This is a genomic window from Chlorobium sp. (genome assembly GCF_021740465.1).
GTDB lineage: Bacteria > Bacteroidota > Chlorobiia > Chlorobiales > Chlorobiaceae > Chlorobium.
Map to the genome: position 1 here is coordinate 62,692 of NZ_JAIOZR010000009.1, position 24,326 is coordinate 87,017.

Here is a 24,326-nt window from a genome sequence, read left to right on the forward strand (position 1 = left end):
TTCAACTCGCATCATCGGGTGTTTTTTCCTTGTCGATTATCGTTCTGATCCTTTCAGTCAGGGCTTCAGCTGCCACATAGTTTGAATAGTGCTTGAGCAGGAAGTTCAGGGCAACCACCTCGATGATCACCGCAATGTTTTTGCCGGGGAAAATCGGCAGCTGTACCAGCGGAACGTCGACGCCAAGAATTTTTATGGCCTTCATATCGAGGCCGAGACGTTCATAATCTGTTTCCCTGTTCCATTCGAGCAGCTCAACGACAACCTGCACATCCTTGATATCGCGGATTGCCCTGATGCCGAAATTCGCCTTGACATCGACAACGCCGAGACCGCGGATCTCCATGAAATGGTCGATAATGTCGTTCCGCCTTGCATTGAGAAGCAGCGACTCCCCCTTGCGGCGGATTACCACGACATCGTCGGCGACAAGGCCGTGACCGCGCTCGATGAGATCGAGGGCAATTTCCGACTTGCCCAGCCCGCTCTTGCCGGTCAGAAGCACACCGACACCGCAGACATCGACCATGGAACCGTGATACTGCTGATGCAGGGAGAACTGATCGTCAAGAAAATCGGTAATCAGATACATGGCTTTGGTCGAGGAGTGACGGGTGGCATAAACCGGCACACCCGCCTCTGTAGCCATATCGAGCAGTTCGGGATTGAGTTTGTTGGTACTGGTAAGAATAATACAGGGCACCTTGAAGCGCACCAGATGCTCAAAAGCCTTCCTTCGTTCGGTTTCACCGAAACTGTTGAGAAAACGGGTTTCGGTATTACCGAGAATCTGAACCCGCTTGTAGGTGAAGAGATTGGTAAAGCCGGCAAGCGCAAGACCTGGACGGTGCAGTTCCCGTTCTGTGATCCTGCGTTTCTGTTCATCCACCCTGTTCAGCCGGCGCAGCTTGATATCGTGATTCCTGCCGATGTTCTCAAAAAAATAGGCGACCGTTATCGATCGCTTTTTCATCCCCTTCTGGTCGAGATTCATGGCACAAGAGTAAATAGTGATAAAGGAAATGCCCGGGAAGCCGGAGGACAGAGCCTGCAGGCTCCCCGGGCAGCAGGTTACGGAGCCATTTTTTCCTTGTGTTTCTGGAGCTGGCGTGAAAGCGATTCGACACAGCTGTCCACAGCCGGCTCATAGGCCACGGCGGCTTCCCGGGCAACCAGGACATGCTGGGGAACATGTACGGTTACTTCGGCAAGCTTGTTCTTTTCCACATCGTTTTTCTGATGATCGAGAATAATATGACAGGAGATGATACCCGGAAACACTTTGGCAAGCGACTGCACGGCATCTCGGGCATACTCTTCGACGCTGTTGTGATTATTGGAATGGCGCAGGGTAACCTGTACGTTGATGGTTTCGATATCGACGGATTTAGTCATGGAAACCTCCAGTGATAAATGGTGAACAGAGTGAAGGAACAAAACCCCCTTCCAGTACATCGGTGGGGGCCAAAGCGGTCAGGCTTTAGGGTGGGCATTCCGGTAAACCTCCCGCAGCCTGGTGAAGGTGACGTGGGTATAGATTTCCGTTGTCGACAGACTGCTGTGGCCGAGCATTTCACTCACGCTTTTCAGATCGGCCCCGCTGTTGAGCATATGGGTAGCAAAACTGTGTCGAAGAATATGAGGATTTCTCTCTTTCTGTTCGGTAACGGGAGTCAGATACTTTCTGGTAACCCTTTGGACAAGCATGGGATAAATCTTTTTGCCTTTCTTCGTTACGAACACATACGTCAAGGCTCCGGCATCGCCCTTACTGAATATTCTAAAGAAGTTTCGCCGGACTTCAAAATATTTTTTCAGTGCTTCCATGGCGCAGGAGCCAAGCGGCACGATCCTCTGCTTGCTGCCTTTTCCCGTTATTTTCACTGAACCACCCTCCATACTGACGTCCTGCAACTCGAGACCGATGATCTCCGATATCCTGAGCCCGCAGCTGTAGAGAACCTCGAGCAGTGAGCGATCGCGCTCGAGAACGAATGAGGCTTCGAGCTCCTGCAAGCCCTCCGGAGAAGACGCTGCTGGAGGAATAGCCTCCCTGAAAAGCTGTTCAGTCTGTTGTTCGGTGAGAAAACCGGGCACATTCCGCGGATACTTGGGAGTGGAAACATAGGAAAGAACCGAGCTGTCGATCACTCCGGTATGCAGCAGGTATCGGTAAAAGCTTTTGAGCGAAGCGAGTTTGCGGGCAATGGATTTCGGCTGCAGGCCCTTTTTAAGCAACACTCCCATATAGAGGCGTATATCGACTACCGAAACCCCTGAGGGTGCGAAATCCCGCATATCGGCGATATCGAGATGGTCGGCGATAAACCGGGAAAACTGGTCGAGATCGTGACGGTAAGCCGTCAGGGTATGCGAAGAGACGTTTTTTTCGTGCTCCAGGTAATCGAGAAAGCTGTTGATCTCAGGATAGCATTCGCTTCGGGCACCTTGAGGCTGATGTTCCGGCGGCTGATGCGTCATATGGTCATATTCGGATATCCATGGCAACAAGTTCCGACTCCCCTTTCATGTAATATAACCCTCTTCCATGCAGAAGAAAACTGTTCAGTGCCGGACGGAGGCTCTTTTCCGACATGACATCTTCATGGAGAAGCTGCCTGTCAAGCCAGAAGCGGATCACGCTCCGCCATCTGCCGGAATGAGGATCGTGATCGTGAGAGGCTGCGACAACAAAAGATCCTGTGGCAATGCACTCGCACCGCTCCGGTTCGGCGATGCCGGTACCCTGAAGCACTTCATACAGCGGGCTTCCCTCCGGGGCAAAATCCGGAAGCACGATCTCCTGCCGCCGCTCCTCCGCAATTACCCTCTCCCTCAGGGCATTGATCTCGACGCCGCCTGCGTCCGGACGCCGGAGTTCAGCTCCGGTTAAAGGATCGACGATCAGATAGCGACGTTCCGGAAAACCGGCAAACACAGAAGGAATATAGACAAGCAACCCCTCCTGGAGAACTCCGCAGTAAACCATGTTCGAATGCGACCAGACCACCAGGCCGGTTTCCGGAGAAACAGCCCACAGACCGAGATGCTCGGGGCTGTTCTCCTGGTACGCGTGCAGATAGGCGAGATTCCCGGAAACCGTCTCGATCCCGGTAAACCAGCCCTCTCCCGCAGGTTGCGTCCCGTCGGGGAGAAGCAGCAGATAGTTGTCGAGTATTATCCTGCCCGAACGTTCTTCAATGACGAAAAAAAGCGAACTTCGCCCCTCCAGGCATCGCTTCTGGCAGACAAGCAATCCGTTTCGGGTAAACGAAAGCCGCCATATCCGGGCATCGCTTCCGCCATTGTAGACCCATCTCAGGCTTACCTGTTCACTACTCTTCATCGGTCTCTTTCCTCAGTCTGTAGATATTGACCGTAACGGGCTGTTTGCCGCCATCATAGTCGGAGGTATGCGCGGTAATGGAATAACCGTTTTCGCCGGCAAGTTCGAGAAACTGTCCGGCAAGCCGGCGTCGCGGATCGGCAATAAAAGCCGAACCGCCAGGTTTGATCAGCTTGTCGATGGCCATGACTATCGGAAACAGGTTCACCCGCTCGTAGAGTACATCGGCGGCAAAAAGCATATCGAACCGCTCTGTACAATGCACATCCCTCCAGTCGAGGCGGGCTGTTTCAAGCGGCACGCAGTTCCGCCGGGCATTGTAACGAATAAAGCGAAGAGCTTCGGGAGAGTAATCGGTCGCAAGCACGGCTGCACCATGTGCGGCGGCCGTAACCGAAGCCATACCGATGCCGGCCCCGATCTCCACCACTCGCTTTCCGGCCACCGGAAGCTCCCCGGCAATGAACGAGGAGAGTATTATTGCCGAAGGCCATATTTCAGCCCAATACGGCATCTGTTCATCCTTTACAAACTCCTCGGGCGAAATCCTGTCGAGAAGCGCATAACTGTCGAGAACGCTCAGAAAGCTGAACGAACGACCACCTATCATGTAGGGCGTTTCCGACAGATCATACTCTGCGGCAAGTTCGAGATAGAGGCGTTCAAGATCTGGTTTACACTCCCCCTGCTGTATGTTCATATGTCAAGTACGTTGATTGCCGTCCCGGTTGATTCCCCCCTGAAAAAAGAAAAATCCGGCAGGAATTTACTGAAAATCATGCCGGATTTCTATTTTGCAGGGCAACATGATGCTTCAATACCCTAAACCGAAGAGAAAACCTTATGAGAAGAGAGCTTCTTGAAGTATTTGACAATACCTTTCCCGAAAGAGATTACTCGATCGAGATTGTCAACCCTGAATTCACCTCGGTCTGCCCGAAAACCGGCCTGCCCGACTTCGGCACCATTACCGTCACCTACGTACCCGACAAGACCTGCATCGAACTGAAGTCGCTCAAATACTATTTTCTCGACTTCCGCAACGCCGGCATTTTTTATGAAAACGTCACCAACACCATTCTCGACGATCTCGTTGCGGTATCACAGCCGAGAGAGATGACCGTCAGAAGCGAATGGAAAGCCAGGGGAGGCATTACCGAAACCGTAACGGTCGAATACAGCGGCAGAAAAGGGTAACGGCTCTCAGGTTTGCACCAACAGAAAAACCCGGCATGAAACCGGGTTTTTCCTTTTTATCCGCCGTAATGGTACGGAAAATCAGTATTTCGCATTGAACCACGGGACGAACTGCTTCACATCGGCGTCGGTAATGCCGGAGTTCGGGACAGCTTTCATGGTCAGCACGATTTTTTCGGTCTCGCCCTGCTTGATGTACTTCTTCATCTTGTCCTTTACGGAATCGAGCGTATGGCACTTGTTGCATTTAGTGTCGACCAGCTTTTTGGCCGCGTCGAAATCGATCGATGCGGTCTCGCCTGAAGCGGGAGCTGCGGCGGTGGCGGCAGCTTCGTCGGCAGCGGCTTTTTCAAGACTTGCTTTTGTAGCATTCACAAAATCCGCATCGCCCTCGAGAAAAGCGGTCAGCTGGGAAACCGAACGGATGGACTGCCCTTCGAGAGTGGTGGTACGTCCGGTAGTGGGAAGAAGAAAACCTGAGGGTCTGATCCAGAGGATAATAAACATGAGAGCAACAATGCCGAGAGCGCCAAGCGGGAAGCTCAAAAACCATTTGTCGCTGATGCGCGAAGACATCTTTCCCAGCGTCATAATGATAAGCGAAGCGCAGAAAATCAGGAGGAACCACCCTGAAAAAGACCGTAACGGAGTCAGAACCGAAGAGATGTTCTCAGCCGGCACCTTGTACCCGGTTAAAAACGACACCCCGAAAAACAAAGCCCCCATTAAGACAGCTCCACCGATTGCAAGCGCAATAAGCTTTCCGTTTGATTTGTTGTCCATGACAGGTAGTGAATTAGGTGTTAGTGGCTTACAGATATTTTATTGAGTAAGATAAGCATAATATGTAAAGGCGGCAAACATAAAGCTTAAAAACATTGAGCCCGCATGAGCCCCCCTTCCGCTCATGCCAACCGGCTGCAGTCCCTGGCGTGGAGGGATACAAGAGCATCCTGATCAGATCGAACTCATGTCCATTAATTATACCTGTTGCATGTTCCGTGATTTTTGCAAATACTCAGGGAACGGAATAAAATCCGGAGACCCTCGAACCCCCTTGAATATTTATGCGTACATCTGTTTATTGCTCGATAGATGTTTTTCATAAGCTCCAGAGGAGCGACCTGCCGGTAGTTCAGGGTCAAACCCCCCGGAAAATGAGGATTTCGATCCCGGCTTGTCGGGACAACACCGTTATCGGGTTTCGGAACAAATTAATAGCAAAGGTACTCTCATGATCAACGCGACCAGCAGCATCATCGATTTCGAAAAAGCCGAGAGGGATACGATCTTCCTGCTCGAATGCTTCCGGGAGGTACTTCGCGACCTTGGAGAGCATGAACTGGCGGACCATCTGCCATTTGAAAATGCAGGCATCCCCCTTGAGCGCTATCCGGATACCGAGCGCGCCCTGCAGGCTTTTTCCATTTTTTTCCAGCTTCTCAATATGGCGGAAGAGAACTCCGCCGCACAGAACAGACGTGCGCTCGAAGCCGAAAAGGGACTGGAGCACCTCACCGGCCTATGGGGAAGAACCCTCGGCCGGCTCAGGGATCTTGGCATCGCTGAAACCGAAATCCAGACACTCCTGCCGGAGATCGCCGTCAATGCCGTCCTGACGGCCCACCCTACGGAAGCGAAACGTAAAACCGTACTTGAACAGCACCGGCAACTCTATCTGCTTCTGGTTAAACGGGAAAACCAGATGTGGACCCCTCAGGAACAGCAGGAGATACGCAATGAAATCAAGGTTGTCATGGAAAGGCTATGGAGAACGGGAGAAATTCTGTTCGACAAACCTGAAGTATCAGCCGAACGGCGAAACGTGATTCACTACCTCTGCAATATTTTCCCGGAGGTTCTGCCCCTGCTCGACAAGCGTCTCCTCCAGGCATGGAAGAGTACGGGATTCGATCCGGATAAACTTTCCGATCCTCGCTCGCAGCCCCGTCTCTCGTTCGGGAGCTGGGTCGGGGGCGATCGCGACGGGCATCCCCTTGTAACGGCAGAGGTAACGGAAGAGACCCTTGCCGACATGCGAAGTAACGCCCTGATGCTTCTGCTCCGCCATCTCAGGGAACTGGCGTCGAAACTGAGTCTTTCCGAAAGGCTCCATGCCCCCGGAGCCTCGCTTGCACGTCGCATCGAAAATCTCGCCGGAAGGCTCGGAGAGAAAGGCCTGGAAGCCATGCGGAGAAACCGACATGAACCATGGAGGCAGTTCATCAACCTCATGATCGCCTCTCTTCCGCTTGAAGCAGGAGTATCCGAAACCATCAGAACGACCTCCGAACCATGCTGCTACATGGAGGCGGCCGAGCTCCTTGAAGACCTCGCTCTCCTGAGAGAGTCGCTGATGGGAATCGGGGCTCACTGTATTGCCGATACGGATGTCGCGCCCGTCTACCGGATCGTGCAGACATTCGGCTTCCATCTCGGCACACTGGATATCCGCCAGAACAGCCGCTTTCACGATCTCGCCCTCTCCCAGCTGATGACGGCAGCCGGTCTCGACGGAAACGGATTCCTGGAGTGGGACGAATGCGAAAGAAGAGCGTTTCTTGACCGGGAGCTGCACTCTCCCCGGCCATTCACCCATCCGGATATGACGGCCGGGCCCGAAGCTGAAGCTGTACTGGCCAGCTACAGGGTGTTGCTCAATCAAGGTAAACGGTACGGAACCGACGGCCTGGGCTCCCTTATCGTCAGCATGACCAGAAACGTTTCCGACCTTCTGGTCGTCTATCTTTTTGCCAGGGAGGTAGGCCTGATGACCCCTTCCGGTGACGGGGACGCCTGCATACTCCCCGTCGTTCCGCTTTTCGAAACCATCGACGACCTGAAAAAAAGCCCGGCGATACTGCAGGAGTTCCTCCTCCATCCCGTGACCATAAGAAGCCTTGACTACCGGAGAAAAAACAAGGGAAGCAGAGGGCGGGTTCAGCAGGTCATGATCGGATACAGCGACAGCAACAAGGACGGGGGCATTTTCGCAAGTACATGGACACTCTACCGGGCACAGGAAGCACTGCTCGAAGCCGGCAGGCGTTGCGGAACGGATATCCTGTTTTTTCATGGGAGGGGTGGCAGCATCAGCCGGGGTGCCGGACCGACCCACAGGTTCATCAAGGCTCAACCCTACGGTTCGTTTCATGCGGGAATGTGCTTTACCGAGCAGGGAGAAACCATCGCCCAGAAATATGCCAACCGCATCAGTGCCGTATACAATCTCGAACTGTTCATTGCAGGAACTGCCGGAGCCGTAATCAGGCAGAGGAAAAGGGAAAAAGCGGAACACCCCCTCGAAACAGTAATGGATCTGCTCTCCGAAAAAAGCCATCTCGCCTACAGGCAACTCATCGAAATCGAAGGGTTTCTGACGTTTTTCAGGGAAGCCACTCCCATTGATATTATTGAATCGACCCGGATAGGCTCACGACCTTCGAGAAGGAGCGGCCAAGCCACTCTTGCGGATCTTCGGGCAATCCCCTGGGTCTTCAGCTGGAACCAGGCCCGTTTTTCCCTTTCGGGCTGGTACGGGGTCGGCTCTGCGCTTGAAGCGCTGCAGAGCATTGATCCGGTAGCCTTCGAGGAAATCCGCTTCCGCGGTCATGCATGGCCACCCCTTCGCTACATCGTCAGCAATGCAGACACCAGCATCGCTTCCGCCGATCCGGAAATCATGCACGAATACGCTTCGCTGGTCACCGACGGCACCGTAAGAAATCGTATTCTCGGCATGATCGAAGCAGAATATCAGCGAACCAAAACATATATCGAAATGCTTTTCGCCCAGCCGCTTGAAACCCAGCGGCTCAATGTCAACCGGTTCATTGCCCCCCGACGGGAAGGACTCGCCATGCTGCACCAGCAGCAGATCACCCTCCTGAAACACTGGAGGGAACTCCGCCGTTGCGGCATGCATGAAGAGGCGGACGGCATGCTGCCGGAACTCTTCCTGACGGTCAATGCCATATCGGGAGGGTTGCGCACGACCGGATGAATCCGCCTGCGTCAAGGCTGCTGCGGCACGAAAAAACAGGAAAAACGTAACGTTATAGGTTATTTTTACGTACAATTCCTGTAAAAGCGCACAACAGCCAATCCATTTCCGTACAAGCCATGCTCTCAAGACTCGCTGCCGCCTCCCTTGTCGGCATCGACGCCGTAAAGGTCGATGTGGAAACCAACGTTTCGGGAGGCATCCCCTCCTTCACCGTCGTCGGACTTCCCGACAACGCCATCCGGGAGAGCCGCGAGCGGATTCTCACGGCCATCCGCAACTCCGGGTTCGACATGCCGCCCAAGAAAGTGACGGTCAACCTCGCCCCTGCCGACATCAGGAAAGAGGGCACCGCCTTCGACCTGCCGGTCGCCATCGGGCTGCTCGGATCCCTTAAGCTGGTCGATCACCACTTCGGCGACACCCTCATCATGGGTGAACTCGCCCTCGACGGCTCGATACGCCGGGTGAACGGCGCGCTGCCGGTTGCAATCATGGCCTCAAGGGAGAAAATCCGCAGGATCATCGTGCCCCTCGGCAACGCGGCTGAAGCTGCCGTCGCGGTTTCGGCCTCGAACGCCGGCATCGAGGTTTTCGGGGTGGAAACCCTCAACGAAACCGTCGCGCTGCTGAACGGAAAGGAGAGCCGGCCTCCCGTAGAGGTGAACGTTGCCGAACTCTTCACCTCGGAACCGGAATACCCGGTGGATTTCGCCGACATCAAAGGGCAGCAGGCCGCAAAAAAAGCCCTCGAAATCGCCGCTGCCGGCGGGCACAACCTGCTCATGATCGGACCTCCAGGCAGCGGCAAAACCATGCTGGCCAAGGCGCTGCCGGGCATCCTGCCGCCCCTCGGCTTCGAAGAGTCGCTGGAAACCACCAAAATCTACTCCGTCGCGAGCCTGCTCGAAAAGGACAGGCCCCTCATGGTGACCCGTCCCTTCCGGAACCCGCACCACACTACCAGCAATGTCGCGCTCATCGGGGGTGGCACCACCGCGAAACCCGGAGAGGTGAGCCTTGCGCACAACGGTATCCTCTTTCTCGACGAGCTTCCCGAATTCAGCCGAAGCGCGCTCGAGGTGCTCCGCCAGCCACTGGAGGACCGCGAGGTCACGGTTTCCAGAATATCGATAACCACCCGCTATCCCGCAGGCTTCATGCTCGTGGCCGCAATGAACCCCAGCCCGGCAGGCGCCCTCAAGGACCGCGACGGCAACCTGACCGCTTCGCCGAGGGAGATACAGCGCTACCTCTCGAAAATTTCGGGTCCGCTGCTCGACCGCATCGACATCCACATCGACGTACCGAAAGTGGAAAACACAGAGCTGTTTTCTGCCGCCGCCTCCGAATGCTCCCGAAACATCCGCCTGAGGGTCATCCGGGCACGGGAGGTACAACGAGATCGGTTCGCCGCAGCCTCCTGCACCGGCGTCTACACCAATGCGCAGATGAACACAAAGCTCATCAAAAAGTTCTGCGCGCTCTCCCCCGAAAGTTCGCAAAAGCTCATGGACGCCATGAACCTCCTGAACCTCTCGGCAAGGGCGCACGACCGCATCCTCAAAGTCAGCCGCACCATCGCTGACCTTGACGGATCGGAAAGTGTGGAGATGCGCCATCTCGTGCAGGGCATCCAGTACCGAAACCTCGACCGCGACTTCTGGAGCTTCTGAACAGGAAACCAGGCCATGCCGATAATCCGGTCAATTGCAGAATCGAGTAAGGAGAAGCGCATGTCAAAGAAAAGATCACGCGTGCAACCGCTCCGGGATGCAGACACGTTCATGAACGAACTTGACCATCCGCACAAGGAAGGCATCAACAGGCTCCGAACAACAATCAGGAAACTTGTGCAATCGTGGATGGCTCAACTGTGAGTTACGGAAAGCCGCCCGAAGTTCCGTTCCCGCAATTTCCCTGTTCCGGGGTTTCCCTTCCGGAATGTATATTCAGGTTTTTTCTGCGACCTGCATCCGAAGCAACAAACCACTGAAAGCACACTCGCCCATGAACAGGAAACGCGCCCTTCCGTATGCGCTCATGCTGGCAGGCCTGCTGCTGGCCCCTCCGGCGGCGACGGCCGCCGAAACCCTTGAGGAAAGGGTGATCCGGCTCGAAAAGGAACTGGCCGAGCTGAAAACACTTGTCCGGCAAACAACCCCGGTTCAGGCCCCGGTCATGGCCGCACCGGCCACTCCAGCCGCACCCGCATCAAATCCTGCCCCTCCTGCCGGTATTGCGGTAACCACCGCTTCGGGAGTCAGGGCGCAACTCTACGGATTTGCCCGTTTTGACGCGTCGTACGATAGCGAACAGATCTACCCCGGCAATATCGCCCTCTGGGCACAGCCTGAAAACGGCGCGGACAGCGACGGCGAATGGAATCTGACGGCGGGAGCCACGAGGCTGGGCATCAACCTCAGCGGGCCGGACAGCGAAAACCTGAAGCTTTCGGGCAATATCGAACTCGATTTTCTCGGCGGAGGCACGGAAAACAACCTCAATCCCCGGCTGCGGCACGGTTACCTCAAGGCATACTGGCCAGCTTCGGATTTCAGCATCATTGCGGGTCAGACCTGGGATCTCGTCTCATCCCTCCTTCCGTTCGTCGATGACCCCGGCCTCATGTGGGCATCGGGCAATATCGGCATGCGCCATCCGCAGCTCCGCCTGACCAAAGGCTTCAGCGTTGCTGAACAGAGCCGTCTGGAAATCGCTGCAGCCGCTTCGAGAAGCATCGGGGAGAAAAACTCGCTGGGCATCGATACCGGAAAAGACGCCGCAATGCCGACCGTTCAGGGGCGGATTGCGCTCTCCGCTCCGCTGACTGCCGACGGCAAACCCGCGACCATAGCCGTTTCGGGCCACTACGGCCAGGAAGAGTGGGACAGCGACCTCAGCAATACGCACCTCACCCTGCCCTCATGGTCATGCAACGTGGAACTCTCCCTTCCCCTCTCCTCGAAGCTCCTGCTGGCAGGAGAGTATTTCACCGGAACGAACCTCGACGACTATGCAGGAGGGATCATTCAGGGCGTAAACGCAAAAGGGGCGGAGCCTGAGGAAATCCGGTCGAGTGGAGGGTGGGCGGCGCTCAGGTACGCATACTCCCCTGCCGTAACGATCAGTATCGGAGGGGGGATCGATGATCCGGTGGACGGCGATCTTGCCGACAATGCCCGATCGGCAAACCGCTCCCTGTTCGCCAGTTACGTGAACCAGATCACACCGAACTTCATTTTCGGCCTGCAGCTTTCGAAATGGAACACGGATTATAAAAACGCGCCCGACAGCGACGCCTTCAGAGCCCAGAGTTCGATGACCTACCGGTTCTGAACGTTCATGAAGCAACGCCTCCTGCGGAAAAGCCGATTACCGGTTCCGCAGGAGACGCCGCGAATCAGCGGATGATGATTTCGCAGGGCATGGCGGCAAGCACCTCAACCTCCCCGCTACGCAGCAGCATTTCGTGCATACGGAGCATGGCGCCGTATGGCGACCGGGGCGTTACATCCCGCACCACTCTCCTCACGGCCATGCGCTCCAGGCTTCCGGCAATGCCTGCCGGATTGCCCTCCATAAGCATCTGCAGCCAGCTTTTCCGTTCAGGATAGAGCACGATACGGGGCTGTTTCGCCATATCCATTTTCGCAAGCGAACGAGCCGCCCGGATGGCGTCGAACAAGCCACCCTCACGATCGACGAGCCCTTTCGGCAATGCCGCCCTGCCGGTCCACACCCGTCCCCCGGCTACCGAATCCACAGCAGCCACGGTCATCTTCCTCGACCTTGCCACCTTTCCGATGAAGTCGAGGTAGATATCGCCGGAAGCGCCGATAAATTTTTCATACGCTTCGCCTTCAAGCGGCTTGAACAGGGTATTGGCGTCGGCAAAACGTCCCCGGGTCGCCACGCTCCTTTCGAGGCCGATCTTTTCGGCAAGATCGCTGATCTCGGGTTTAAGCGCATAGACCCCTATCGAACCGGTTATGGTTAGCGGCTGCGCATAAACCGTTTTGCCCGCAAGCGCCGCCATATAGCCACCCGATGCGGCAATACCCGACATAGAGACGACGAGAGGTTTTTTTACCGCTGCGGAATCGAGCATCTGCAGCATGTCGGACGAGGCAAGCGCATCTCCGCCGGGACTGTCGATGCGAAGCACCAGCGCCTTCACCCGATCGTCCTGAAGAACCGCATCGAGCGAACGACGAAGCGTGCCCACATCGGTGCCCTCATCACTGGCCATGGCGGCACCTCCGACGCTCCGTACAATCGGACCGGAAATCGTGATAACGGCAACCGCATCCCTCTGCGCGGCCTTTACCGGCCAGTCGAGCGTTTCGCGGTATGCACCGGCCGAAACGAAAAGATCAAGGCTCTCCTCGGGCGGCTTGCCGGTTATGCGGCGCGAAAGCGCGCGCTTCAGCTCCCAGTTCGAGGCAACGCCGTCAACAAGGCCGAGCCTTACGGCTTCGGCGGCCTTGACAAGGGCAATGTTGTCGATAATCGAAACAATGGAATCGCGGCTTATGCCCCGCCGTTTCGAAACGTAGGCCGTATAATCGCTGTAGACGGCATCGAGCAGGGCATTGATCTGTTCGATATATTCCGGGCTCGCTCCGGTTCTGGTAAAAGGTTCGACGCCGCTTTTGTACCTCTTCCACTGCGCCGCCTGAAAGGAGACGCCGACTTTGCCGAGTGCCCCGGTATAGTAAAGCGTTTCGGCCTTGAGACCGTCGAGCAGCAGATAGCCGCCCCGTTCCACAATAACGGAATCACATGCGGCAGCCAGCATGTAGTCGCTGTCCTCGGCGGAATGAAGCCATGCGACAACCTTCCGCCCGCCGGCCCTGAGTCTGGCGATGGCCTGACGCAGTTCGGTGATTTTGGCCGGAGATGCCTGTACGTTGCCTATTTCAAGCAGAACGGTCTTGATCCGCTTGTCCGTGGCAGCCTGATTGAACATGAAAAGCATATCCTGAAACGAAAGCTCTCCCTCCTCCATGAGAAAAGGCACCGAAACGGATTCGGCGCTCCGCTCTTCGAGCGAGCCGCCAACAGGGACGACAAGCACGAAGCGGTCCTGAAGATCGTGCGAGGAGCGAAAGAGCAGGAAGAACAGCACGGCAAGAATGGCGGGAATGACAAGCGAGAACAGACATCCCCTGCGCAGGCAGCTTTTTCCTTTCATAGTATCGGATTAGTAGTGGCAATCAACATGACAAACCCTTCACACGGAGCAACATGCAACGGCATCCTCGCATCTCTCATAAAGCAGGCAGCTTACCTGATGGTCGCCATTGCCTCCCTGGGGCAGGAGACAGGGCTCCTTTCTGCTGCATTCCGGCATGGCGACCGGACAGCGGGGATGAAAACCGCACCCCGGCGGAACGTTCATCGGACCGGGCAGATCCCCTTTCAGAAGAATACGCTCTCTGCTGCCATCAGGTTCCGGCACCGGAATTGCGGAAAGCAGCGCCTGCGTATAGGGGTGTTTCGGATTGCTGTAAAGATCCTCGGCTGGAGCTATCTCCACGATTTTTCCCAGGTACATCACCGCAACACGGTCCGAAATGTATTCGACCACCGAGAGATCGTGCGCAATGAAAAGATAGGTAAGGCCAAAATCCCGCTGGAGATCCTTCAGGAGATTTATGATCTGCGACTGAATCGAAACATCGAGCGCCGAAACCGGCTCGTCGCAGATGATGAACTTCGGATTGACGGCCAACGCCCTTGCAATACCGAGCCGCTGCCGCTGTCCTCCCGAAAACTCGTGAGGATAACGGTTGGCGTACTCTCGGTTCAGGCCCACCGTATCGAGCAGTTCGAGTATCCGCTTCCTTGCGGCCTCACCCTTTGCGATACGATGAACGGCAAGCACCTCGCCAAGCATCTGGCCCACGGTAAGGCGCGGGTTCAGGGAGCCGAACGGATCCTGAAAAATCATCTGCATCTCCTTGCGCAACGGCCTGAACGCGCTGTTTCCCAGAGAGGATATCTCCCGGCCGTCAAAATCTATCCTGCCGCTCACCATCCCGTGACCGATACGCATAATGGCCCTTCCGAGCGTCGTCTTGCCGCATCCCGATTCGCCGACGAGCCCGAGAGTCTCCCCACGGTAGACCTCGAAAGACACGCCGTTGACGGCACTGACACGCCTTGGCCTGCCTCCAAGCCCTGCCGCCTTGACGGGAAAATGAACAAAAATATCCTTTGCCGAAAGAAGCTGTCGTTGTGGGTCCATCGTTACCGGAATAGCTGTTTATCCTATTTTTATTAGTATAATAAAACGCATGCTGAAACTATCATAAGAAACCTGAGCCGCAATCCGGTCTTAACTATTTTGCCTTCTGGACTCCGACATACCGGCACCCTTTATGTGGTTGCGACACCGCTGGGCAACCTCGACGATATTACACTGAGAGCCATAAAAACCCTTCAGAATTCGGAAGCGATCGCCTGCGAAGACACCCGGCGCTCCTCCATTCTGCTCCGCCATCTCGGCATCAGCGGAAAGCAGCTGATCAGTTATCACGATTTCAACGAACCGGCGGCCATAAGCCGCATCATCCGCCTGCTCGAAGAGGGCGTCGATGTCTCGCTCATTACCGATGCAGGCACCCCGGCCATAAGCGATCCCGGCTTTCTCATGGTTCGCACACTCAGGGAAAAAGGGTTCACGGTACTTCCTATCCCGGGGCCCAGCGCCCTGACTGCGGCGCTCTCCGTTTGTCCGCTGCCTGTCAACAGCTTTCTTTTTGCCGGGTTTCTTCCCCACAAGAAGGGAAGAAAAACCCGCCTGGAACAGCTTTCATCCCTTGGCGCCACCTTTGTGCTCTATGAATCGCCCTACCGCGTCAGAAAGCTGCTCGGTGAACTTGCCCTGCTGCTTCCCGACGCGGAAATCTTTATCGCCAGGGAGATGACCAAAATACATGAAGAGTATCTGAGCGGCTCCGTCGAAACCATCATCGAAAAGCTCCCGGAAGAGAAGGTTCGAGGGGAGTTTGTCGTGGTCGTTCATCCCGGAAGCGCCTCAAGCCCCGGGAAAAACCCCTTACCCAACAAGTACGAGGAACATGCAGATCATCACTGAACCCGGCCTGATGCAGGCAGCCGTAGAAAAACTGCGCCTGAACCGGCAACGCATCGCCGTTGTCATGACCATGGGAGCGCTCCACGAGGGCCATCTCAGTCTGGTGGAAAAAGCCCGCAGCATCGCGGGAACGGTCATCATGACCATTTTCGTCAATCCGAAACAGTTCGGCCCGGATGAGGATTTCCACCGCTATCCGAGACCGTTCGAGCAGGACGCCGCACATGCGAAGGCCGCGGGCGTCGATTACCTTTTCGCCCCTTCCCCCGAGGCCGTCTATCCGGAAGGTTTCCAGACCACGATTCATGCAGGAGCCATCGCAGAAGGATTCGAAGGCACCAAACGTCCCGGACATTTCAACGGAGTCGCGACCGTCGTCACGAAACTCCTGCAGATCACCAAACCCCATGCGGCCATATTCGGGGAAAAGGATGCCCAGCAGCTTGCCGTAATCCTCCGGATGGTGCGCGATCTGAATATCGATGTCGATATCGTTTCGTCACCTGTCGTACGGGAGAAAAGTGGTCTTGCGGTGAGTTCCAGAAACATCTATCTCTCCAGGGAACAGAGGGAATCGGCATCGGTGCTTTTCAGGGGCATACGGCAGGCCGGCATGGAACTTGAAAAAAAGCGTACCGACCTTGCGGCTATCGCCGAGGAGATCAGAGCGATGATCGAGCGTGAACCCGAATGCCGGCCGGACTATGTCAGTTTCGTCGATGACCGGAGCTTCATTACCGCTGAAACGGCCGAACCGGAAAGGGAGTACCGGCTCCTGATTGCAGCCTGGGCCGGAACCGTCCGGCTGATCGACAACCGTCTGTTCAAAACGTGAGGGGCACCCCCGAAAGCAGGTTACCTTGAAACACTTTTTTTATTATATTGAAGGATTGATTGTTTTTCTGTTCCGCTGCCGGAACAAACGACAGAACCCGGAAGGCGGCTCATCGAGGCTATGCAAAGGAGATGGGGAACACTTTTATCACTAATTTTCAAACGATTTCCATGATTATCAACAAAGTAATTGATCTTGGCCAGGGAAAAATAATCTCGATCGAAACCGGTAAAATGGCAAAACAGGCTGACGGCTCCGCAGTTGTCCGCCTTGGCGACACGATGGTGCTTGCGACGGTCGTCTCCAGCAAAACACCTCCCTCCCCTAATCAGGACTACTTTCCGCTCCAGGTCGAATACCGCGAAAAATATTCCGCTGCCGGCAAATTCCCCGGAGGCTTCTTCAAGCGCGAAAGCCGCCCCTCCGAAAAGGAAATTCTGTCAGCCCGTCTGATTGACCGGGCTCTCCGTCCGCTCTTTCCCGACGGCTACTATTATGAAACCCAGGTTATCGTATCGGTTATCTCTTCCGATCAGCTGAACGATTCCGACGTGCTCGGCGGCATTGCAGCCTCGGCTGCCATCATGGTTTCCGATATCCCCTTCCCGAACGCCATGTCCGAAGTGCGCGTCGGAAGGATCAACGGCGAGTTCATCGTCAACCCCGACATCAACGAGCTGCAGAAAAGCGACCTTGACATCTGCATCGGCGGCACAGCCCATACTGTCTGCATGCTTGAAGGAGAGATGAAGGAAATTTCCGAGACGGAAATGCTCGAAGCCATAAAATTCGGCCACGACGCCATCCGCAGAATCTGTGCTGTCCAGGATGAGATGGCTGCTGAAATCGCCAGGGCAAAACGGCCGTTCACTCCGGTTGCCGTACCTCTGGAGCTTACGGAGAAAGTCCGCCAGCTCTGTGAACAGCGTCTGAAGGAACTCGCCTACAACCCGCTCGCAAAAGAGATTCGCGCATCGGAAACCGCGCTTATCTACAACGAAACCCTGAAAGCCGCGCTCGATCACTTCAAGGAAGCCTTCCAGAGCGAAGAGATAGAAGCCGACCCGGCAAAAGCCCTCTGCACCAACGAACATATCATCAAGGACGAGATCCACTCGATCGAGAAAAAAGTCATGCGCCGCATGATTCTCGACGACGGCAAGCGCCTTGACGGCAGAAGCCTCGAACAGGTTCGCCCCATCAGTATCGAACTCGGCGTCATTCCGAGAGCGCACGGATCGGCCCTCTTCACCCGCGGCGAAACACAGGCGCTCGTTACGGTCACACTCGGCACGAAAAAAGACGCCCAGTCGGTCGATACCCTTACCGACACCGCCGACAAGCGGTTCATGCTGCACTACAACTTCCCTCCCTTCTCGGTCGGCGAAACCGGCCGCATGGGCGGAACCAGCCGCAGGGAGATCGGTCACGGCAACCTTGCAGAACGGGCAATCAGGATGGTCGCACCTTCGGAACAGGAGTTCCCCTACACGGTCAGGATCGTTTCCGACATTCTCGAGTCGAACGGCTCGTCCTCCATGGCCTCGGTATGCGGCGGTACGCTTGCCCTCATGGACGGCGGTGTTCCCATCAGAAAACCGGTTTCCGGCATAGCCATGGGACTTATCAAGGATGGCTCCGAATACGCGGTGCTTTCGGATATTCTCGGCAATGAGGACCATCTCGGCGACATGGACTTCAAGGTGTCCGGTACCGCAGACGGCATTACCGCCTGCCAGATGGACATCAAAATCGACGGCCTCGACTACCACATTCTTGAAAACGCTCTCGAACAGGCCCGCAAAGGACGGCTCCACATTCTCGGCAAAATGGAAGAGGCCATTCCTGCTTCCCGTGAGGAACTGGCCGCCTACGCACCGAGACTCACCACCATCCAGATTCCGGTTGACGCCATCGGCCTCATTATCGGCAAGGGCGGAGAGACCATCCGCAGCATCACCGAAGAGACCGGCGCCGAAATCAATATCGAGGACGACGGAACCGTGACCATCGCCTGTTCGAACGTCGAAGGCACCCACGCCGCCCTTGCCACCATAAAGACCCTCCTGGCCAAACCCGAAGTCGGCACGACCTACCTCGGCAAGGTTCGCGACATACGCGATGAGCTTGGCGCCTTTGTTGAATTCCTTCCGAAAACCGACGGACTTGTTCACATTTCGGAAATATCGGCAACAGAACGGGTCGCCAAAGTAAGTGACCATCTTAAAATCGGTGACCGCATAAAGGTCAAGCTGGTTGATGTCCGCAAGGATCCCCGTACCGGTAAAACCCGCTTCGCGCTCTCAATGAGAGCGGTCGAAATCGACGCGGCCAACGGTGCTACACAAGAGAACAACAAGGAAAACCAGTAGAGAAAAATCTGCGCACCAAAAGCAGTGCAGGCCGTCCTGCACTGCTTTTTTTTTAGGAACCCCGTTTTTTCGGCGGACGGCTATTCATATTTTCAGCATACTTTTTATGCTTACGAAAGCAAAAACAGGAATTTGAAGAGAAAAGAAAATCATGCGGTACGATTTTTCAGCGATCGAGAAAAAATGGCAGGCGACGTGGCAGGAAAACGACACATTCGGTACAGGTGAAGAGCATGACAGGCCAAAATACTACGTGCTCGACATGTTCCCCTACCCAAGCGGGTCGGGCCTGCATGTAGGGCATCTGGAAGGGTACACCGCTTCGGACATTATCGCCCGGTACAAACGCAGCAAAGGTTTCAACGTGCTTCACCCGATGGGCTGGGACGCATTCGGGCTTCCAGCCGAGCAGTACGCCATCAAAACCGGCACGCATCCAAAAACGACGACCGAAAACAATATCCGCAGTTTCAGGGAAACCCTCCAGGCAATGGGCTTTTCCTACGACTGGTCACGCGAGATCAATACAACCGACCCAACCTACTTCAAATGGACCCAGTGGATTTTTCTGCGCCTCCATGACATGGGGCTCGCCTACATGTCGGATGTGGACGTCAACTGGTGCCCGGAGCTCAAAACCGTGCTTGCCAACGAAGAGGTGGACGAAAAGATTGCCGAAGGACATACGGTAGTGCGCCGCCCGCTGCGACAGTGGGTGCTGAAAATCACGGCTTATGCCGAACGGCTGCTGGCCGACCTCGACCTGCTCGACTGGCCGGAGAACGTCAAGCAGATGCAACGAAACTGGATCGGACGCTCCGAAGGCGTGGAAATCGATTTCAAACTGCGCTGTCACGGTAAAAACCTCCGGGTCTACACCACACGTCCCGATACCCTCTTCGGCGCGACCTATCTGGTGGTCTCTCCCGAACACCCGCTGGCCGAAAAACTCGCCACTGCGGACAACCTCAAGGAAGTCAAAGCCTACATCGGCCGCGCGAAGTTAAAAACAGAACTTGAGCGCACCGGGCTGCAGAAAGAAAAAACCGGTGTCTTCACCGGCTCCTACGCCATCAACCCCGCCACCGGAGAGCCGCTTCCGGTCTGGATTTCGGATTTCGTGCTCACAAGCTACGGTACGGGAGCCATCATGTCGGTCCCGGCCCACGACAGCCGCGACTGGGAGTTCGCAAAAAAATTCAACCTGCCCATCATCGAGGTCATCAAAAGCCCTCATGATGTCAACGAAGCTGTTTTCGAGGGAAAAGAGAGCGTCCCGGTCAACTCCTCAAACAGCGAAATCAGCATAGACGGACTGCTCTTCAGGGATGCGTTCGACCGCATGGCCTCGTGGCTCGAAAGCAGAGGCGCCGGAAAGCGCACCGTCAACTACAGACTCCGCGACTGGATTTTCAGCCGCCAGCGATACTGGGGCGAGCCCATTCCGGTAAAACACTATGAAGACGGCACGCTGCGCACCGAAACCAGCCTGCCGCTCACACTTCCGGAAGTCGAGGCCTATCAGCCCTCCGAAACCGGCGAATCGCCGCTTGCCACCATCCACGACTGGCTGTACGGAACCGATGAGCATGGCGCATTCAGAAGGGAAACCAACACCATGCCGCAATGGGCCGGAAGCTGCTGGTACTACCTCCGCTTCATCGACCCGCAAAACAGCGAAAAGCTGATCGATCCGGAGAAGGAGCGGTACTGGATGAACGTCGATCTCTATATCGGAGGAGCCGAACATGCCGTGCTGCACCTGCTTTATGCCCGTTTCTGGCACAAGGTGCTTTTCGACCTGGGCGTGGTCTCCACCCCGGAACCGTTCCGGAAACTCTTCAATCAGGGAATGATCCTCGGCGAGGACAATGAAAAAATGTCCAAATCGAGGGGCAACGTCATCCCTGCCGACCATGTACTGAAAACCTACGGCGCTGATGCCGTCAGACTCTACGAAATGTTCCTCGGACCTCTCGAACAGGTCAAGCCCTGGAACACCAACGGCATCGAAGGGATCAGTCGTTTTCTCGGCAAGGTATGGCGACTCGTCTGGCCGGAACAGGAAGGCTCCATTGCTGAACTGTCCGGAGAGGCTATGCCCGAAGATCTGCTGCGGCGCATGCATAAAACCATCAGAAAAGTAGGAGAAGACACCGAGGCCCTCAAGTTCAATACCGCCATAGCCGAAATGATGGTGTTCGTCAATGAACTGCAGCGCAGCGGACTGCGCAGCAAAGAGGCAGTTGAAACCCTGCTTCTGCTGCTTGCACCCTATGCACCGCATATTACCGAAGAGCTATGGCAGGCACTTGGCCACGGCGGATCGATAAGCCGTGAACGGTTCCCGGCATACGACTCCGGCCTGTCCACAGACACCGTTGTCGAAATTGCCGTTCAGGTCAACGGAAAGCTCCGGGGAACATTCAACGCTGCTGCCGGCACGGAGAAAGAGATAATTCTCGACCAGGCAAAACGCGTCGAATCGGTCGTTAAATTCCTCGAAGGAAAGACAATTGTCCGGGAAATCACGGTTCCCGACAAGCTTGTAAACTTTGCTGTAAAATAGGCGAAAAGAAACTACAGGAATGTCATATAGTACCGGTAACAATTATTGATAACTATTCTTTTTTTATGTAAAATCAGGATTGTGCATGCACTCGCTATCCGAGCCTGTAATTTCCGCCGCCACCGTTCAATCTTGCTGTTCACTTACCTGTGATGTAGATATTCTTTTTCAGTTAACCCATAAAAACCGGATCAATGGCTACAGACGAAAAAACATCAACCAATCAGGATTCAATCAGCTCCGTTCTGTCGGAAAAACGCAAATTTCCGCCTGCAGCTGAGTTCTCGCAAAACGCTCACATATCATCGATGGAGGAGTACGAGAAGCTCTATGCCGCTGCAGCCGAAAATCCCGAATCCTACTGGGCCGGTATTGCTGAACAGTTCCACTGGTTCAAGAAATGGGAAAGTGTGCTCGAATGGAACACTCCTTATGCAAAATGGTTCAACGGCGGCCAGACCAATATCTGCTACAACGCCGTCGACGTGCACATGAAGAGCTGGAGAAAGAACAAGGCGGCCATTATCTGGGAAGGTGAAGAGGGAAATCAGCAGGTTATCACTTACGGCGAACTGCACCGTCAGGTCAGCAAATTCGCCAATGTACTGAAAATTGCAGGCATTCAGCCCGGCGACCGCGTCGCCATATACATGGGCATGGTTCCCGAACTCGTTATTGCCGTGCTTGCCTGTGCAAGGGTTGGGGCCGTCCACAACGTCATTTTCGCAGGTTTTTCCGCTCATGCCATTACCGAACGAGTCAACGATTCACGCGCCAAGCTCGTGATCTGCTGTGACGGCACAAGGCGTCGCGGAAGCTCCATCAACCTGAAAAAAATTGTCGACGATGCCATCGTCAACACCCCTTCGGTACGCAGCGTCATCGTCCTGAAAGTGACCGGCGAAGAGGTCAGCATGCACGACGGAATGGACCATTGGTGGCACGATCTCATGGGTCTGGCCATGGATGTCTGCGAACCTGTTCACGTCGAATCGGAGCATCCGCTTTTCGTACTCTATACCAGCGGATCGACGGGCAAGCCGAAAGGCATTCTGCACACGACGGCCGGCTACATGGTTCATGCCGCAAGCTCCTTCAGATATGTGTTCGACATCAAGGACGAGGACATCTACTGGTGCACCGCCGATGTAGGCTGGATCACCGGACACAGCTACATGGTCTATGGACCGCTGCTTAACGGCGCAACCCTGCTTATGTACGAAGGTGCCCCGAACTACCCTCAGTGGGACCGTTTCTGGGATATCATCAACCGTCACAAGGTCACCATTCTCTACACCGCTCCTACCGCCATCCGCGCATTCATCCGCGCCGGCAACGAATGGGTCACCAAACACGATCTCAGCTCGCTTCGCCTGCTCGGTACGGTCGGCGAACCGATCAATCCCGAAGCCTGGATGTGGTACCACAAGGTGGTCGGTCAGGAAAAATGCCCGATCGTCGATACCTGGTGGCAGACCGAAACCGGCGGCATCATGGTCTCTCCGCTTCCCGGTGCGACCCCGACAAAACCCGGTACGGCAACCCGTCCCCTTCCCGGCATCATGGTCGATGTCGTGCACAAGGACGGCACACCCTGCCTGGCCAACGAAGGCGGATACCTGGTCATCAAAAAACCCTGGCCGTCGATGCTCAGAACCATTTACGGCGATAACGAACGGTACGAAAAAACCTACTGGTCGGAATTCGAGGACATGTACTTCACCGGCGACGGCGCCCGCAAGGACGAAGACGGTTACATCTGGATCATGGGCCGCGTCGATGACGTGGTCAACGTATCCGGCCACCGTCTCGGCACCAGCGAGGTCGAAAGCGCGCTCGTCTCGTACGAGGCAGTCGCAGAAGCCGCTGTGGTCAGCCGTCCGGACGACATCAAGGGCAACGCTCTCGTGGCGTTCGTTACCCTCAAGGACGAGTACGAGGGCGACATGAAGCTCCGCGAAGCGCTCCGCAACCACGTTGCCAAGGAGATCGGGCCTATCGCCAAACCGGACGAAATCCGCTGGGCAAAAGGCCTCCCGAAAACCCGGAGCGGCAAAATCATGCGCAGACTGCTGCGTGAACTTGCCACAAGCAACGAGATCAAGGGCGACGTCACCACGCTCGAAGATTTCGGCGTGCTGGAGAACCTCCGCGACCAGGAAGACGATTAATCACCTGGAACGCCTTGCCGCATAAACAGGAAGCGCAGCCCGAAAAGCTGCGCTTCGCTGTTTTGTGACGCTTTGCAAATAAAAACCTGCGACCAATACCGATGTTCAGGAATCGGCGACGAACCGTTCAACAGCCGACACAATGCTCTCGAAATCATCCGGCGATACCCCCGAAAACAGTACCTTCTGCGGGTAGATCATCACATTGGGTCCCGTGGTGCAAAGCCCCATGCAGCCGGACGCTGAAACCCTCACCTTTCCTTTCCACCCTTTCTCGTCAACAGCCCGCTTCAAGGCCTCTTTTACGGGCAGACTGCCGTCGTCCGCACATGATTTTCTTTCTCCGCCACGATCATTGGTACAGACAAAAACATGAACGACGTAGGGAGATTCATGTTGAACAGCCATGATGCACGATCCTTGTCATTTACTTATTTCCCTGAACCATCGGGCCTTATTGCAAACCGTCCTTTTCCCGACGCGGCTTTCGCCAGAACCATTACAGACATAAAGCCGAATCAGGACGAATAAGGGCACATTGTCCGGAACCGACCAACCCGAGCAATTGGGGCGCGTAACAACTTTTTTTGGGCTCCTCGCTGTTTCAAGTGGGTGATGATATCAGAAGCGTATATTGTGGTGTAACCAACTAAGCCAGTAACCAGTACGCTCATGAACGACCTTACCCTTTTTCAGATGGCCTTGGGACTTGAGTCCCCATGGTATGT

The 24,326-nt window shown here is 55.3% G+C and carries 19 protein-coding genes; 10 read left to right on the top strand and 9 right to left on the bottom strand.

Annotation, left to right across the window (positions count from 1 at the left end):
• Nucleotide 1: 1 nt before the first annotated feature.
• From hprK to K9G39_RS05945, 5 genes are all read right to left on the bottom strand, one after another.
• A complete protein-coding gene (gene hprK, locus K9G39_RS05925; RefSeq protein WP_292004011.1) occupies nt 2-994 on the bottom strand; it encodes an HPr(Ser) kinase/phosphatase in 993 nt (330 codons plus the stop codon).
• A gap of 77 nt (nt 995-1,071) precedes the next feature.
• On the bottom strand, nt 1,072-1,395 hold the full coding sequence (locus K9G39_RS05930) for an HPF/RaiA family ribosome-associated protein (RefSeq protein ID WP_292004012.1): 324 nt from the start codon (nt 1,393-1,395) through the stop codon (nt 1,072-1,074).
• A 78-nt stretch (nt 1,396-1,473) separates the two neighbouring features.
• On the bottom strand, nt 1,474-2,481 hold the full coding sequence (locus K9G39_RS05935; RefSeq protein ID WP_292004013.1) for a tyrosine-type recombinase/integrase: 1,008 nt from the start codon (nt 2,479-2,481) through the stop codon (nt 1,474-1,476).
• A gap of 4 nt (nt 2,482-2,485) precedes the next feature.
• Entirely contained in the window at nt 2,486-3,346 is an 861-nt protein-coding gene (locus tag K9G39_RS05940; RefSeq protein WP_292004014.1) for a DUF4905 domain-containing protein, read from the bottom strand.
• Nucleotides 3,336-4,046: a methyltransferase domain-containing protein gene (locus K9G39_RS05945; RefSeq protein ID WP_292004015.1), complete on the bottom strand. Its 711-nt coding sequence runs from the start codon at nt 4,044-4,046 to the stop codon at nt 3,336-3,338. The genes K9G39_RS05940 and K9G39_RS05945 overlap by 11 nt, the downstream gene beginning before the upstream one ends.
• A gap of 143 nt (nt 4,047-4,189) precedes the next feature.
• On the opposite strand from K9G39_RS05945, the gene queF reads away from it, so the two are divergent.
• Nucleotides 4,190-4,543 (top strand): preQ(1) synthase, encoded by a 354-nt coding sequence (queF, locus tag K9G39_RS05950; protein WP_292004016.1) that lies wholly within the window; start codon nt 4,190-4,192, stop codon nt 4,541-4,543.
• A gap of 81 nt (nt 4,544-4,624) precedes the next feature.
• Here queF and K9G39_RS05955 read toward each other — a convergent pair whose 3' ends face one another.
• Nucleotides 4,625-5,326 carry a photosystem P840 reaction-center cytochrome c-551 gene (locus K9G39_RS05955; protein WP_292004017.1) on the bottom strand — a complete coding sequence of 234 codons (702 nt, stop codon included), beginning with the start codon at nt 5,324-5,326 and terminating at the stop codon, nt 4,625-4,627.
• Between the two features lie 451 nt (nt 5,327-5,777).
• Here K9G39_RS05955 and K9G39_RS05960 point away from each other — a divergent pair, with 451 nt between their 5' ends.
• The 4 genes from K9G39_RS05960 to K9G39_RS05975 all read left to right on the top strand — a co-directional run bounded on the left by K9G39_RS05960 (nt 5,778) and on the right by K9G39_RS05975 (nt 11,885).
• A complete protein-coding gene (locus K9G39_RS05960; RefSeq protein ID WP_292004018.1) occupies nt 5,778-8,546 on the top strand; it encodes a phosphoenolpyruvate carboxylase in 2,769 nt (922 codons plus the stop codon).
• Between the two features lie 119 nt (nt 8,547-8,665).
• Complete coding sequence (locus tag K9G39_RS05965; RefSeq protein ID WP_292004019.1) at nt 8,666-10,222, top strand: YifB family Mg chelatase-like AAA ATPase; 1,557 nt, start codon at nt 8,666-8,668, stop codon at nt 10,220-10,222.
• A 60-nt stretch (nt 10,223-10,282) separates the two neighbouring features.
• Complete coding sequence (locus tag K9G39_RS05970) at nt 10,283-10,426, top strand: hypothetical protein (protein ID WP_292004020.1); 144 nt, start codon at nt 10,283-10,285, stop codon at nt 10,424-10,426.
• 130 nt (nt 10,427-10,556) lie between these two features.
• Nucleotides 10,557-11,885, top strand: coding sequence for a hypothetical protein (locus tag K9G39_RS05975; protein WP_292004021.1), 1,329 nt, complete (start codon nt 10,557-10,559; stop codon nt 11,883-11,885).
• A 64-nt stretch (nt 11,886-11,949) separates the two neighbouring features.
• Here K9G39_RS05975 and K9G39_RS05980 read toward each other — a convergent pair whose 3' ends face one another.
• Nucleotides 11,950-13,743: a S49 family peptidase gene (locus K9G39_RS05980; RefSeq protein WP_292004022.1), complete on the bottom strand. Its 1,794-nt coding sequence runs from the start codon at nt 13,741-13,743 to the stop codon at nt 11,950-11,952.
• A 39-nt stretch (nt 13,744-13,782) separates the two neighbouring features.
• A complete protein-coding gene (locus K9G39_RS05985) occupies nt 13,783-14,799 on the bottom strand; it encodes an oligopeptide/dipeptide ABC transporter ATP-binding protein (protein WP_292004023.1) in 1,017 nt (338 codons plus the stop codon).
• A gap of 99 nt (nt 14,800-14,898) precedes the next feature.
• Here K9G39_RS05985 and rsmI point away from each other — a divergent pair, with 99 nt between their 5' ends.
• The 5 genes from rsmI to acs all read left to right on the top strand — a co-directional run bounded on the left by rsmI (nt 14,899) and on the right by acs (nt 23,598).
• Nucleotides 14,899-15,651, top strand: coding sequence for a 16S rRNA (cytidine(1402)-2'-O)-methyltransferase (rsmI, locus tag K9G39_RS05990; RefSeq protein ID WP_292004024.1), 753 nt, complete (start codon nt 14,899-14,901; stop codon nt 15,649-15,651).
• Nucleotides 15,635-16,486, top strand: coding sequence for a pantoate--beta-alanine ligase (gene panC, locus K9G39_RS05995; protein ID WP_292004025.1), 852 nt, complete (start codon nt 15,635-15,637; stop codon nt 16,484-16,486). Before rsmI ends, panC begins: the two co-directional genes overlap by 17 nt.
• 170 nt (nt 16,487-16,656) lie before the next feature.
• Entirely contained in the window at nt 16,657-18,858 is a 2,202-nt protein-coding gene (locus K9G39_RS06000) for a polyribonucleotide nucleotidyltransferase (RefSeq protein WP_292004026.1), read from the top strand.
• A 151-nt stretch (nt 18,859-19,009) separates the two neighbouring features.
• Nucleotides 19,010-21,427, top strand: a complete 2,418-nt coding sequence (leuS, locus tag K9G39_RS06005) for a leucine--tRNA ligase (protein WP_292004027.1) — start codon at nt 19,010-19,012, stop codon at nt 21,425-21,427.
• Between the two features lie 194 nt (nt 21,428-21,621).
• Complete coding sequence (acs, locus tag K9G39_RS06010; RefSeq protein ID WP_292004028.1) at nt 21,622-23,598, top strand: acetate--CoA ligase; 1,977 nt, start codon at nt 21,622-21,624, stop codon at nt 23,596-23,598.
• A gap of 105 nt (nt 23,599-23,703) precedes the next feature.
• Here acs and K9G39_RS06015 read toward each other — a convergent pair whose 3' ends face one another.
• Complete coding sequence (locus K9G39_RS06015) at nt 23,704-24,006, bottom strand: (2Fe-2S) ferredoxin domain-containing protein (protein ID WP_292004029.1); 303 nt, start codon at nt 24,004-24,006, stop codon at nt 23,704-23,706.
• Nucleotides 24,007-24,326 lie beyond the last annotated feature (320 nt).

Excerpts from the sequence above, each read along its gene's own strand:
- K9G39_RS05970 (WP_292004020.1), top strand. The coding sequence starts at position 10,283 with ATGTCAAAGAAAAGATCACGCGTGCAACCGCTCCGGGATGCAGACACG.
- queF (WP_292004016.1), top strand. The coding sequence starts at position 4,190 with ATGAGAAGAGAGCTTCTTGAAGTATTTGACAATACCTTTCCCGAAAGA.
- K9G39_RS05935 (WP_292004013.1), bottom strand. The coding sequence starts at position 2,481 with ATGACGCATCAGCCGCCGGAACATCAGCCTCAAGGTGCCCGAAGCGAA.
- K9G39_RS05960 (WP_292004018.1), top strand. The coding sequence starts at position 5,778 with ATGATCAACGCGACCAGCAGCATCATCGATTTCGAAAAAGCCGAGAGG.
- hprK (WP_292004011.1), bottom strand. The coding sequence starts at position 994 with ATGAATCTCGACCAGAAGGGGATGAAAAAGCGATCGATAACGGTCGCC.
- K9G39_RS06000 (WP_292004026.1), top strand. The coding sequence starts at position 16,657 with ATGATTATCAACAAAGTAATTGATCTTGGCCAGGGAAAAATAATCTCG.
- K9G39_RS05975 (WP_292004021.1), top strand. The coding sequence starts at position 10,557 with ATGAACAGGAAACGCGCCCTTCCGTATGCGCTCATGCTGGCAGGCCTG.
- K9G39_RS05955 (WP_292004017.1), bottom strand. The coding sequence starts at position 5,326 with ATGGACAACAAATCAAACGGAAAGCTTATTGCGCTTGCAATCGGTGGA.
- K9G39_RS06015 (WP_292004029.1), bottom strand. The coding sequence starts at position 24,006 with ATGGCTGTTCAACATGAATCTCCCTACGTCGTTCATGTTTTTGTCTGT.
- K9G39_RS05980 (WP_292004022.1), bottom strand. The coding sequence starts at position 13,743 with ATGAAAGGAAAAAGCTGCCTGCGCAGGGGATGTCTGTTCTCGCTTGTC.
- K9G39_RS05930 (WP_292004012.1), bottom strand. The coding sequence starts at position 1,395 with ATGACTAAATCCGTCGATATCGAAACCATCAACGTACAGGTTACCCTG.
- K9G39_RS05940 (WP_292004014.1), bottom strand. The coding sequence starts at position 3,346 with ATGAAGAGTAGTGAACAGGTAAGCCTGAGATGGGTCTACAATGGCGGA.
- leuS (WP_292004027.1), top strand. The coding sequence starts at position 19,010 with ATGCGGTACGATTTTTCAGCGATCGAGAAAAAATGGCAGGCGACGTGG.
- panC (WP_292004025.1), top strand. The coding sequence starts at position 15,635 with ATGCAGATCATCACTGAACCCGGCCTGATGCAGGCAGCCGTAGAAAAA.
- acs (WP_292004028.1), top strand. The coding sequence starts at position 21,622 with ATGGCTACAGACGAAAAAACATCAACCAATCAGGATTCAATCAGCTCC.
- K9G39_RS05965 (WP_292004019.1), top strand. The coding sequence starts at position 8,666 with ATGCTCTCAAGACTCGCTGCCGCCTCCCTTGTCGGCATCGACGCCGTA.
- K9G39_RS05945 (WP_292004015.1), bottom strand. The coding sequence starts at position 4,046 with ATGAACATACAGCAGGGGGAGTGTAAACCAGATCTTGAACGCCTCTAT.
- K9G39_RS05985 (WP_292004023.1), bottom strand. The coding sequence starts at position 14,799 with ATGGACCCACAACGACAGCTTCTTTCGGCAAAGGATATTTTTGTTCAT.